The organism is Paenibacillus catalpae, assembly GCF_900112695.1.
GTDB classification, from domain to species: Bacteria; Bacillota; Bacilli; order Paenibacillales; family Paenibacillaceae; genus Pristimantibacillus; species Pristimantibacillus catalpae.
In genome coordinates this window covers 640,531-653,853 of the sequence record NZ_FOMT01000002.1, presented here as the reverse complement: position 1 = coordinate 653,853, position 13,323 = coordinate 640,531, and the positions used below count along the sequence as shown (strand labels likewise).

Sequence of the window (13,323 nt, the reverse complement as noted above, 5' to 3'; positions counted from 1 at the left end):
GCGCAGCTGTTTCATTTTACCTGACCTTCAAAGACGGTTTCATAATCCTCAACAACAAGTTTACCGTTCTCCTTAGCAAAGGTAAGAGATTCCTCCGTTTTATAATAGGACGGTTCGCTTGTTTTCGTTAAATAAGTGATCGTAACATTCATACCGTCAATCTTACTCTCATAATCAACAACCCAAGGACTCGACACGCCAATATTATAATTCCAGTCCTCTCCACTCCTAACGATCTGTTCTTGTATGAACTTTTCTTTCGCTTTTGCAGACATCATTTCATAACGGGGTCTTCCATCTCGTGTTTGAAGCGCATTTGCCCATACCGAAGCAAGCTCTTCTATTGTTGCAGGCGCGGATTTATTTGTGTCCTCAAGAGCGTACTTACCGTTATCTGCCGTGTTGGCATTGGTTAATGCAGCGCCACCTAACAATAAGATGACTGCAAGACCAAGCAGAGACCATTTATAGGAGTTCTTCGGAGATGATGTGATCATAATCAGTCTCCTCTTGAGTTCTTTTTTATTTGGTGAAATACTTGCAGCTCCTGCCAAATGAACAGGTTTTATGAATAACTCTAGCAGTTTGATGATTGTTAAGGCGTATTCTTTGGACTCCTCCGGCTTTATTCTCGTTAAGGCCAGTGCGTCACATGCCATTTCCTGATCTACTCGCATTTTGCGGTACGCATACCAAAGAAAGGGATTAAACCAATGTATAGCAAGCAATATATTCATCAACCCATTCACGGCAATATCGTTTCGACGGACGTGCGACAATTCATGCAAGAACACGAACCGCAGCTCCGCTTCATTCAAGGCACTTAGAGCGGAATCAGGTATCAACAATTTCGGTTTCAGTAACCCGAACAAGGTCGGGCTGGATACTCGATTCGTCTGGATTAAGGGTATACTTCGGCGTACGTTCATTTCATCTTTGCTGCGTTCAAAACATCTATTTATCCCCTGATCCTTAACATTCGGCTCCGTTTTTATTTTCGCGGCGAACCGTGCGTTTGCCCTGATCATAAAACCAAGGAATGCTAGCATGCCAACTATCCAAACGATCGACGCGATTTGAAAGAGTGAGATCTGCTTTGCTGCAGTCGAATCACTCGCTGCCGGATCGACTTGAACTTGTGTCGGGGTCTCATATCCTGATTCAACTGCAGGTGATAATGAAGTTTCGTAATTTTCTAATGTCTGGCTGTTCTCCGAAAGAGTATGGTAGATATTGAAGACACTAAATGAGCTCTCAGGCATCCACGGCAGCAATAACCTCAGAACCAGGAGAAGCCACAGCAAATATGTCCACCTGGGCTTTAATTTATCTCTCAGCAACCATTTCGCAGCTAAAATAATAACGGCTAATACGCTGGCCATCAGCGTCGTGGATATGATCCAGGTTAATAGGTCAGTTAGAAGAGAAATCATCCGGCTTATTCCTTTCTTTCGTCCAGAATGCTCTTCAGCTCTTGAATGTCTTCCTTGGACAATTGTTCGTACTTGAGGAAGTTAACCAACATCGGCTTTAATGCTCCTCCTCCGTACAGCCGTTTCAGAAACGATTGCGTTTCAGCCCGAGTGCTTTCTTCTTCCGCAACAAGCGGAGAATAGACATATGGCTTGCTGTTAGAATCGAAGGTTATTACTTCTTTCTGGACCAATCTGGTTAGTAAGGTTCTGATCGTCTTGGGACTCCAATCCGTTATGTCTGCCAGGGACTCAATTACTTCACCTGCGGTCATCGGCGATTTTGCCCATAGCACCTTCATAACCTCCCACTCCGCATCCGAAATTCTCGGCATTTCTTTCATGGAATTCAAGCCTCCTTGTTGACTACTGTTGTAGTCATATTACATTTGTAATCAATGAATGTCAAACGTTTCATCGCAAGTCCTTCTCTATCAAAATAAAGAAGCCGCATTTGATGCGGCTTCTGCTGCAAAGAATATTTAATTGGACGAACAGGCTTCTCGCCTACTCTAGCATCAGTAAATCCCGGCGAATCGGCGTAAACGTGTCCAGAAGCGCGGAAGGCTCCAGCGCTTTCGCGCCGTGAATGGCGTTGCTCGGGATATAGATGGTCTCCCCTTGCTTGATTACCGTCACGATTCCGTCGATCGTAAACGCTATCGCTCCTTTCAAGCAATAGGACATCTGCTCGTGAGGATGCTGATGCTCATAGCCTTCTGCACCGCTCTCGAAGTGGACCTCCATCATCATCAGACCGCCCTCGGCGCACAAAATATTACGTTTTACACCCGGCTCCGCCGCTTCCCATACTCCAATGTTACTCATAAACGCATCCCCTCTTCCGTCAATACGCTTTCGGCACCTCAATCATACGCGTCGTGCCCTTCTCATTCGTGAAATATAAATGAATGCCGTGATCCTGATCGTCAATGAAATAAGAGACAAACTTGTCATCGCCCTTCTTCATCGGCACGAGCAGCGTAACGATGCGATGACTCTGAGTTTCCTTCGTTTCTGCCCGCAAATGCCATTGGCTGGGCAGCCCTTCATACTCGGACGGATCTACATCCGTGAACTGATCATGCTGGCTGAGCGTCATGTCGCCGGAGGATACGTAAACAAACCGGCCCTCCATCTCTGCTTTGGTCCCGACTACCCGAAACACCTGCCCTTTCAATTCCATCTGATGAAGCGTATGCATAAGCCAGGAAACTCGCCCCGGCCGGTCAAGGTCTACGCTATCTACGATGACGGCGTATGAATCATCCAGCCAATGAACCTCACGGACGTAACGCTTCAAATACGGCACGGTCTCCCGGTAAGCTGACGTTGCGTTCATCCGGACGCTGGCGAACCCGGGCTTCGATAGGACCTCCTCGACCAGGCCGCAAGCCTCCTTGCAAAGCACCTTGTCCGTGCCTGCGTATTGACCTTTACCATCAATGAGCAGACCATTCTTCGAGATGGTCTGTCTTCGCCAATTCCGGTGCATTGTACTTCCGAATGCAATGTAATAGCCGCTGTCGATGGCGAGCGGTTCGCCGTACGCATGAAGCAGGAACCCGTTCTGATCGCCGTGACTGTGGCTAAGCGATCCATATGGACTGCTCTTGACGAGTAACTGGATATGTTCGTCCGGATCATCCATCCTGCGATGAAAGGCAACCCAGCCGACATCGCGGAACCACTTGACGGGCTCGATGCTCTCCGGTACGGGAACGACGGGCTGAACGGCCGGATAATCATGGTTGTAGAGAAGGTCGTCGAACCGGAAATCCCACCATCCATAATTATAAAACTTCGTGTCGGCGTCTTTATCCTGCTCTTTCACCTGCTCGTAATACCATTGGTATAGCCCGTTGCCCGTCAATCCCGCGAATTGGCGGATATTGTAGGCTGTCTTTAGGCTTGGTGGTTCACCGAGACTGGACTGGTCGCCAAAGCTCGCTCTTACCGTACCCGGGCTGTTCACATAAAGCGGAAAATCTCCTGTACGCGTGAAGAAGGGTCTCTTGAACAAATCGATATCGACATACTGGCGAATCAAATTCAAGGCATCGATTAAGTACGCAAGACCGGTCGTCCAGTACATCGGACCTTCTGCCCAACCGCCGTCCTGCCCGCCCCACGGGGAGTATAGACAAGCATAATATTCCAGCGCATAATCGAGCCATTCCCGTGCTTTCGGCTCCTCATGCAGCATGGCGATGCATGCCGGCACAAGCACGGAAGACAGCGACCTAACCGCATGGCTGTCATAAGGGACGCGGTGAATCCGGGATCTATCAATGACATGATGGGCGACCTGCTCCGTGCGGATGAGCAAATTCGCGCGAACCGCTGCCCGCTCCTCCTCCGACAAAATCCCGTGCAGCCAGTCATATCCCCACGCCACGGCTCCGGCAATCCGGAACGCGGCTTCGTCGTTGTAATCCCGTGAGGTTGTTCCTCCCGGATCCCAGGAAACGACGTGCAGCAGCCAGCGCTTCGCCTGTTCCAAAATGTCCGCATCCTCAAGCAGCACGCCCGCCACGCTCAGATGGCGAATGGCATACAGGGTTTCCTGGCAGTCCATATACATTTTGCGCCAGAGCTTCGCGACGCGTTTGTTGTCCGGGTACCTCTCCGGTTCAGGAATGAGCTTCTTTTCCATCCATGGCCTAACGGATTTCTCGTAGAAAACGTCCCAACCGCAGACGGCAGCATCCTTGCGGATGCGTTCCCGGAGCGCTTCGACTCGGCCGGGCTGCAGCCAAAGCCGGGGATGCGCAACGTCCGTATCCGCATATCTCGTCTCCCGCGTTGGCAGCGGCGTCGATGGCAAATGTTCCGGCACAACGAACGACCTCACCTCACTCCAGCAAAATTGTGCCGCCGCTCCTGCCTCTTCCGCCAAAGCATACCGCCAATAATACGTCCCCGGCTCAAACACATGATCAGGCGTATAGAAGTTAAAAGGAAGCGGTCCAACCTGCTCCGTCGAATCCGCCTCAAATTCTGAAGAAGAAGAAATCTGCAGGAGGTACCGGTCATCTTCAGGCTTCGCCGGCATCCAGGTGAACCTTGGCGGATTCTCCTTTAGCTCCGATTTCTCGTTTGGTTCATAAGGTACGGTCAACAATCCGCTGACCGGTTCGAATAGCTTCCCCATGGCGATCCCTCTCTCCGCTCGTCAAATTTGTTGCCCAGCGATTATCGCATGAACATGCCGCCATTTACCTCGATCGTCTCCCCGGTCAGATAGGCCGATAGATCGGAGACGAGAAATAAGGCAACCCCCGCCACGTCTTCAGGGGTACCTTCCCTCTGCAGAGGGATGCTTTGAATGGTTGCTTCTCTTGCCGCAGCTGATGTGAATGTCGCATGGAATGCCGTGTTCCCGATAAATCCAGGCGATATGGCATTGACGCGAATGCCGCTGGCAGCCAGCTCTTTGGCAAGTCCTTTCGTATACGACAGTACGGCGGCTTTGCTCGCGGCATAAATCGAGGCACCCGGTCCTCCCCCGTTGTGGGCGGCGACGGACGTCATGTTCACGATGCTTCCGCCCCCGGCCGCTTTCATGCCCGGAATGACTGCTTTCGCGACGAACACGGCGCTCTTCAGATTCACGTCCATGATGCGTTCGTATAACTCCTCGGTCATTTCCTCGTTAGGAATCCGCTGCACGAGATGACCCGCATTATTAATGAGCAAATCGACAGAACGGCCAAACGCGCTTTCTGCCTCGCCGACAAGTCGCTCCGCCTCCTCGGCCTTCGAAACGTCGGCCTGAATCGCGACTGCTTCTCCCCCGCTATCCCGAATGGAAGCGGCCGCCTCTTCGGCTGCTTCCCGGCTATTCAAATAGTTAAGAATGACTTTCGCTCCTGATGAGGCCAGAGCGACCGCAATCGCTCGCCCAATCCCGCCGCTCGCTCCCGTTACAAGCGCAACTTTCCCTGTCAGATCAATTGCCATACCAATCGCCTTCCCCTCTCGTCTTCTACGCATTCATAAGCTCGAGCTCCGGTCTCCATTGCAGCCTGACTTCGCTCGGCATTCTTAGTACGATTCGCGTCCCTTCGCCAAGCGAGCTGTCGATGCGAAGCCCGTATTCATCGCCAAAAACCATCTGTATCCGCCGGTGAACATTCACCAGCCCAATCCCGCCGCGGCGTCCGTGACTTGCTGCCGCCTCTTCGACCAGCCGGTTCCGATCTAGTCTTTTCCTCAATTTCGCGAGCTTCTCTTCCGTCATGCCAACTCCATTGTCCTCCACGATAACAAGCAGCTCGCCGTCTTCCAGGCGGGTATCGATTCGAATGTAATGCCGGGTTTCGAACCCGTCCACAAATGCATGCTGAAAAATGTTCTCCACGATGGGCTGCAGCGTCAGCCTGACCATTCTTGACAGAAGCAGCGATGGCGGCGTCAAAACTTCGATTTCGAACTCATGTCCGATACGGTGCTTCTGAATGATCATGTAATTGCGAACATGATTCAGCTCATTGGCCAAAGTCACTTCTTCGAGGTTGGTCTGAATCGAGTAACGAAGCATATAAGCCATCGCCTCGACCATTTCTGAAATTTCGCCGGAATCCTGTACGATTGCGTAACAATTGATGGTCTCCAGCGTGTTGTACAAAAAGTGAGGATTAATTTGCAGCTGAAGCGCCTGAAACTCCGCTTTATGCCTCTCTAGTTCAATGGCCTGAAGCTGGAGCTGCGTCTTTTGGTTGGTCAGTTCCGTATCGTACACCCGTTCAATCATGTCCGAAAGCCGGCTGACCATGAGATTGTAGCTGTGAATCAGCCCGCCGATCTCGTCATTTCGCCGTTTGCTCTCAATCCGAATCCAGTTTCCCTTCTCCGTCTGGCGCATGCCGTTCTTTAGCGTCCGAATCGGACGAACGATCGAATAGCCGAACCGGTAAGCGAGGAACAACGCGATGGCAAGAGTCGCGAGGCCAACCGTTATCGTCGTGGACCGAATCCCGGAAATCGGTTCCCGCAGCTCATCGAGCGGCAAAGCAACCGCAAGACTCCATGAGGAATAACCTGATTTATGCGAGACGATCAGCATGTCCTTCCCGCTTACCTTCTCGATGAACCGCGTATTCCCGCCGCTTGCAATCCGCTGTCCAAGATCCGTACTTGCGACCTCGCTCCGCGTGCCGCCGTCCGGCGAGTAGACGACGGAGCCTTCAGCGTCCAGTATGAAGAAGAAGCCGTTCTCGCCGAGATCCACATTGTTCCATAACGTCGACAGCTCGCTTTCGTTCAGCTCGATGGCAAGAATGCCTTTCACCGCGTAAGACGAGTAACCCCTGATTTTGCGGGCAATGGTGACGACACGCTCTCCGTCCATGAGCGCCGTGTTTAATATCGCGATTCCGCCGTTATCCGGCGTCTTCGCCTTCAATTCCTCATACCGGGGCGACGGATCAACGGTCATGGAAGAGAAGCTTTGGTTCTGATCGAAAATCGACAGGCCATGGTCTCCCAAAATATAGATCATATGAATCTGAGTCGGGTAAGTAATGAAGATTTTCTGGAACACGTCTTGCCTGATCGTTTTCGTGAAGTGGTAATATTCGTAGCTGTCCTTTGGATCCATATCCAGAAACTGCTTGACGGACTGCTGGGACAGAATGGAGTTGCTCACCCGTTCGAACGTTTCAAGTTGAAGATCCGTTTGCGCGCCTGCGTTCTCAATGACCGTGGAAATATATTTCTCTACCTGCTTGTCGATCGCCGCGGATGATTTGAGATACGTAAAGATGCCGACCGTGGACAAGGAGAATAAAATGACAATCAGAAAATAAAAGAAAAGCTCCCTGGAGAGGCTTGGCTTCATCCTTTGATCCCCAGCGATTCCCGGTATTCGGAAGGCGTCAGCCCGCTGTACTTCTTGAACGTTTTCGTGAAGTGCGGGTGATCGGCAAATCCGACTTCGGCGGAAACATCCGTAATTTTATGGTGAGGCATCGAGAGCAGCAGCTTGGCTTTCTCCATCCGCCGTTTCGTCCGGTATTGCACAAACGTTTCGCCCGTCATTTGCTTGAATAGCTGACTGAAATACGAAGCGCTGAGACCAAGCTTGTCGGCCACTTCCTCCAGCGACAATTCGCGGTTCAGATGTTTCTCAATATAAGCTTTGGCCTCTTCAACCGGTTCTTTCAGGTTGCCTTTTCGTTTGATTCGCAATTGCTCCATCATCCCCATCGCCGTTTCGCAGAGCCAGGCGAAAGCAGCGGCATCCCGCTCCGCTGGTCTCCTCGGCGCTTCGAACGGGTACACATGACGCGCGTTCAAGCGATCCGCCAGTTTGCCCGCCAAATCTTGCGTCAATTCGCTGAGCATCCGGGCATCCAGCATGCTGGCCGCGCAGTACTGCTCCATGCCTGCCATTACCGTCTTGATCGACTCCGGCTGCAGATGCCAGATACCGTCCTGCAGCTGATTCAGCCACTCTTCCGTCTTGGACAGCGGAATATACGCCGTTTGCCGCCGGGCTTCAAGCCCTGCGATCAGCTTCGATACCGCCTTGCTCACAGCTGCCTTTGTCACCGGCTTGAGCAAATATTCCTTTACGCCAAAGGACATGCATTGCCTGGCATATTCGAAATCGCCATAACCCGAAATGACAACAACGGGCAAATCGGGAAAACGTTCATTCACTTGCCGGCATAACTCCAGACCGTCCATCTTTGGCATCTTGATATCGGTAAACAGAAGGTCGGGGCGGCTTGCCGCGATTTTCTCGAGTGCGTCTACCCCGTTATCCGCCGTTTCGGCATGACATATCGAGTGATCAGACTCTCCAATCAGCTTCTGCAGTCCTTTGCGAATCATCGGTTCGTCGTCGACGACTAAAATGCGGTACATGGATCTGTCCTCCTCGTTTGCGAGCGGAAGCATTGCTGCTTCAGGTGCAAAGCGTTTATGGAGCAAGATGCTCCCCGGCTCGCAAATATATACCGGGCACGGAGAGCATCCAAATCTCTTACTGTCATTCTAGTTCATGCGCACGCTTCCCGCGAGCATTATTCGAAAGCGTTTTCTTTGCTGTTGTAACGGGCTGTTGCTTCCTCTATTAATTCTTTTCCGCCCTTGGATAAGTACTCCTCGAGTACCTTGTCATAACTATCAATAGACTCTTTGCCGTACACCATTTTCAGTACGTGTTCGAGCACAAGCGGCGGAAGCTGATCGGACAGCGGGCTCAAATCCGGGTATTTCACAAGTGCTTCGAGACGCGGATCAAACTCAATCCCGCCGCGGCCCTCCTTCGTCAGCAGGTTGTCGAACGCGTCAACCATTTGCTTTCCTGGCTCGGATAGTTCAGCAATGCGCTTGTTGTAGGTTGTGTCCTGCACCATCCACAGCCAGTAGTTCAGGAACCGCTGCTTGTTCGTGCCTGCCTCATCCGTAGGCGGGGTGTACGCGATTGTGCCGCCATCATTTTGGTAGTCTTCGCCTTCAATCCCGTAGCTGAAGAACAGCTCGGCTTGTTCACTGACCATCCAGTCGAAAAACTTCACGATCTCAGCCGCTTTGTCCTTTGCGTTTACATTGATGAAGTAAGAACGCGTTACCGGATTGTAGTACGCATAACCGCCTTTGCCATCGTCGCCGACAGGCGAAGGAATAAGCGCTACCTTGGCACCCGGAACATTAGTCATCAGCTGCGTGCCCCAGATCGGAAGCTCATTGGCATTCATTGACCACATGCCCGCTTTGCCGCTCGTTACGATGCTTTTGAAATCCGCGCTTTCAATCGTCGCGAATTCTTTGCTGATCAAGCCTTCATCAAACATGGTTTTGTATGTCCCGATTGCTTTCTTCATGGCATCGGCATCGAAGAAGCTCGGCTTTACTTGACCGTCCGGGAACAGCTTGAATTGATTCAGATAGCCAAAAACATCGTAGGAACCAAAGAAGGTATCCGCATACTTGAAGTTTTTGCGGCCCATGTACGGATGCTCGACCCCAAGCTCTTTGAACGCCCGCAGCACGTCGATTGTTTCCTCGACGGTTGTTGGAATTTGTTTGCCCGCTTTCTCAAGCAGGTCGGTCCGGATCCAGGTTGCCCTTCTCGACGGATTGCTTAACACTTCCGGAATGCCGTAGATGTTGCCCGTTTTCGCGTCTGTCAGCCGATCCCATGCCTCTTTCGGGAGAAGCTTAAGCAGGTTCTGCCCATACTGCTCCAGCAGATCGTTCAGCGGCAGGAACACGCCGTTTTGTACGGCACCCGCCAGCTCCTGCCCGCTAATGCCCCCGCTGCCTTGAACAACGTCCGGAATGTCGTTTGTCGCGAACATTTGAATCATCTTGTCCTGATACTCGTTGTGAGGAATCAGCCTGATATCGAGATCGGTATTCGTCATTTTTTCAAGCGCAAGCACGTATTTGTCCTTGTTGATGTCAGGATTCTGTTCCACGTAGGGCACGTTAAGCGTCCGCATGGAAATCGAGAACTTGGCTGGCTTGGCAGCCGGCGTTTCTTCAGGCTTGTTGTGAGCTGCTGTATTAGACGGGTTATTCGCCGCCTTGGATGGTTCATTGTTGTTCTTGGAGCAGCCAGCCATCACCGAGACGGATAGTGCAGCAATCGTGGCGAGTACGAACAGTTTTCTCATAAATCCCCTCATCTCCTCAGTCGAAAATATATCGATAGAGCGCTTTCAAAACTATAGCCTCAGTATAGATACGAATGATGCGCGGCCACAATGGAGTTTGTTAAGCTCGGTTTGTCATTTTTTACTGTGGGCTGCTTCTTCGACTAAGATTTGATAGAGCCGATCAGCATGCCTTTAATAAAATATCGCTGCATGAACGGGTACAGCATAATAATCGGAACGGTCGCCACAAGAATGACGGCCATCTGGACGCCTTGCACCGACTGCGAAGCAATATCGAATGGCAGATTGCCCGTGTCGACCAGATCGTCGTTAATGAGCAGCTCCCTCAGCTTAACCTGCAGCGGGTATAGCCTGCGGTCATTCAAGTAGTACAAGGCGTCCATATATTTGTTCCAGTTGGTCACGGAATAGAAGATACCCACCGTCGCAAGCGCGGGCTTGGACAGCGGCAGCATCAAGCTCCAAAGTATTCGCAATTCCCCGCAGCCGTCAATCCTCGCGCTGTCGATAAGCTCGGTCGGGATTTGAACAAAAAAGGAGCGGAGCACGATCAGGTTAAACGCGCTGATTGCCGTCGGGATCATAAGCGCCCAAAGTGTATTGATGAGATGGATCTCTCTCATGAGAATGAACTGAGGAATGAGCGGCGCCGTAAAGATCATCGTCATTAAGACGAACAGGAGCACGTATTTACGTCCGACATATTCCGTTCTAGACAGTGGATAAGCGAGCGACGAAGTAGCAGCTAGGTTAATAAGCGTGCCGAGCACCGTAATATATACGGTAATGCCAAACGCCCGCCATATGGAGACATCATCGAACACATACCGGTAATAATTGAGCGTGAAATCGACGGGCCAGAACATGACGTCTCCCCGGTCAATTGCCGCCGCTCCACTCAGCGACTGCGCGATGACGTTCAAGAACGGCAGAAGCATGGTAAGCGACAATCCTGCCAAAAACACATAATTCGCGATAAGGAACCATTTTCTGCTCCAATGCTCACGCCTGATCACGGCCACCCCTCCTAAAATGAATGATGACCACAATGACCGTACTGCGATCATCATGATGATTCATACTTCGAAAGCGTTCACCTAATACAACGATTCTCCGGTTGCCTTGCGGCTTAATGTATTGGCGATAACTAGCAGGAACAAGCCGACGACTGATTTGAACAGTCCGATCGCCGTTGCATAGCTGTACTGCATCTGCTTCAATCCGGCTTTGTATATATACGTGTCCAGAATTTCGCTGTTCGTGATGTTCAGCGGGTTCTGGAAGACAAATACGCGTTCGAAGCCGTAATCCATAAAGTCGCCAATCTTCAGCAGGAACAGTACGGTTATGACGGGCAGCAAAGACGGAATTGTAATCTTGATCGTCTGCTTCCAGCGGCCCGCGCCGTCGATTTCGGATGCCTCGTACAGCTCGGGATTGATGCCGGTCAAGGCAGCCAAATAGATAATCGTTCCCCAGCCAACGTCGCGCCACAAGCCTGAGCCAACCAATATGGTACGGATATACGAGTTTTCGCCGAGGAAGTAGATCGGCTCGACACCAAACCAGCCAAGAATGACGTTTACGATACCGGAAGAAGGAGACAACATTCCCGTGAAAATCCCGCTGACAATCACCCACGACAGAAAGTGCGGCGCGTAGACTACCGTTTGAACGATCTTCTTATACAGAACGAGCCGGACTTCGTTCAGAAGCAGCGCCAGAATGATAGGTGCCGTGAAGGCGATCAGGATGTCGAGGGCACCAAGCATAAGCGTGTTTCTCAAGATGCGAAGAAAATCGTAATGCTGGAACATTCGATTGAAATGCTCGAGGCCTACCCATGGGCTGCCGCTGAAGCCGGCGAACAGGTTGTAGTTCTGAAACGCAATCACCGATCCAAGGAGCGGTAAGTACTTGAACACGAGAAAATAAAGAATGCCCGGGATCGAAATGAGATATAACGTCCGGTACTTCCACATGAAACCGAACAAGAGCGGTCCCTCCTTCGTCTTCGAAATAAGCTTGTGTGCATACTCTTATCCTAGCCGCTTGAGGGGGAAGCCAACAATGGAATCGTTTTAATCGCGCTTGTGTTTTTTCAAGGTCGCCGCTTTAAACAAAAAACCGGGAGCTGATCATGTCAGCTGCCGGTGTAAGGTTTTGAATGAGATTTTAAACTATAAATATCTGATTAAATGTTTAACGTACCTTCGATACATGTAACTGCATAACCGCCGATTAAGATTTTTCCGTTATCTTGAATTCGAACTTCGACCTTTCCGTCTCGCCCCACACAGTGTCCTTGACTAGCAACATAGTTCGATTTGTTTAATAGTTCAAGATTTCTAACAAGCGTTGCCACACATCCATTACCGCTGCCGCACACGGGATCTTCCTCTATTCCTTCATTTGGGGCAAAAGACCGCACCTCCAGATCAGAATCCGTATTTCCGGAATCCAGGCCAAATACGGTAACACCCGTCACTCCTGAAGGAATCCGTGCAGCAAGTGCTGCCATGTCGGGGCGCAGGCTTCGCACCTCGTCTGCATGAGAAAGCTGCAGCGTAAGCCATACTGCTCCAACGTTAATCCTTGCACTTGTTTTTATATGATCGGACGGGATTCCCAAAGCATCTGAAAGTGCAGCCAAATCAGCAGGCTGTATGCTCTGTACATTAGGCTCAGGCAATGTAAGGAATAGTTTGTTTTCATCAATATGAATCGCAACTAACCCGCTGCCGCATTCCTGTACCAAGCACCCTTCTGTCCTCGGTTTATAACCATGTTTTAGTACAGCAAAAGCCGACCCTATAGTGGGGTGTCCTGCAAAAGGAAGCTCACTGTTTGGGGTAAAAATGCGCAGTTTATAGTCAGCCCGCGGGTCTGTTGGCGTGCAAATAAAAGTGGTTTCAGATAGGTTCGTCCAATTTGCTATAGCCTGCATCTCTTCCGTTGATAACTCATCTCCATCCAGAACCACGGCTACCGGATTCCCTTTAAATCGAACATTTGTAAATACATCCACTTGTTGAAATGGAATTTGGTGATTCATTATCATTTCCTCCTCTGAACATCATCATGACTCGTTGTTTACGAACTCAAATTGATCATGACAGGTATGGGGAAAGAGTAAAAGAACCATCTTACACGTTTATTTAGCATGAGGTGGCTCTTACGCGCAAAAAAGCGCTACCGGAGTCAATAGAGGTAAGGCA

General features: G+C 50.7%; 11 protein-coding genes. All 11 read right to left on the bottom strand.

What is annotated here, in order from left to right:
* Positions 1-11 precede the first annotated feature (11 nt).
* The gene (locus BM200_RS10610) at positions 12-1,433 is read right to left on the bottom strand and encodes a M56 family metallopeptidase (protein ID WP_091184843.1); all 1,422 of its coding nucleotides are present in this window, start codon (positions 1,431-1,433) and stop codon (positions 12-14) included.
* Positions 1,434-1,438: 5 nt separating this feature from the next.
* A complete protein-coding gene (locus BM200_RS10605; RefSeq protein ID WP_091184841.1) occupies positions 1,439-1,816 on the bottom strand; it encodes a BlaI/MecI/CopY family transcriptional regulator in 378 nt (125 codons plus the stop codon).
* 163 nt (positions 1,817-1,979) lie between these two features.
* Positions 1,980-2,300, bottom strand: a complete 321-nt coding sequence (locus tag BM200_RS10600) for a cupin domain-containing protein (RefSeq protein WP_091184838.1) — start codon at positions 2,298-2,300, stop codon at positions 1,980-1,982.
* Between the two features lie 19 nt (positions 2,301-2,319).
* Positions 2,320-4,626 (bottom strand): DUF4962 domain-containing protein, encoded by a 2,307-nt coding sequence (locus tag BM200_RS10595; protein WP_091184835.1) that lies wholly within the window; start codon positions 4,624-4,626, stop codon positions 2,320-2,322.
* Positions 4,627-4,667: 41 nt separating this feature from the next.
* Positions 4,668-5,435: an SDR family NAD(P)-dependent oxidoreductase gene (locus BM200_RS10590; protein WP_091184834.1), complete on the bottom strand. Its 768-nt coding sequence runs from the start codon at positions 5,433-5,435 to the stop codon at positions 4,668-4,670.
* 25 nt (positions 5,436-5,460) lie between these two features.
* Positions 5,461-7,314: a cache domain-containing sensor histidine kinase gene (locus BM200_RS10585; protein WP_091184832.1), complete on the bottom strand. Its 1,854-nt coding sequence runs from the start codon at positions 7,312-7,314 to the stop codon at positions 5,461-5,463.
* Positions 7,311-8,345: a response regulator transcription factor gene (locus BM200_RS10580; RefSeq protein WP_091184829.1), complete on the bottom strand. Its 1,035-nt coding sequence runs from the start codon at positions 8,343-8,345 to the stop codon at positions 7,311-7,313. The genes BM200_RS10585 and BM200_RS10580 overlap by 4 nt, the downstream gene beginning before the upstream one ends.
* Positions 8,346-8,503: 158 nt before the next feature.
* On the bottom strand, positions 8,504-10,102 hold the full coding sequence (locus BM200_RS10575; protein ID WP_091184828.1) for an extracellular solute-binding protein: 1,599 nt from the start codon (positions 10,100-10,102) through the stop codon (positions 8,504-8,506).
* 143 nt (positions 10,103-10,245) lie between these two features.
* Positions 10,246-11,121, bottom strand: a complete 876-nt coding sequence (locus tag BM200_RS10570; RefSeq protein ID WP_245772972.1) for a carbohydrate ABC transporter permease — start codon at positions 11,119-11,121, stop codon at positions 10,246-10,248.
* A gap of 81 nt (positions 11,122-11,202) precedes the next feature.
* Positions 11,203-12,087: an ABC transporter permease gene (locus tag BM200_RS10565; RefSeq protein WP_091186256.1), complete on the bottom strand. Its 885-nt coding sequence runs from the start codon at positions 12,085-12,087 to the stop codon at positions 11,203-11,205.
* A gap of 212 nt (positions 12,088-12,299) precedes the next feature.
* On the bottom strand, positions 12,300-13,160 hold the full coding sequence (locus tag BM200_RS10560) for a PhzF family phenazine biosynthesis protein (protein ID WP_091184825.1): 861 nt from the start codon (positions 13,158-13,160) through the stop codon (positions 12,300-12,302).
* Positions 13,161-13,323: the final 163 nt, after the last annotated feature.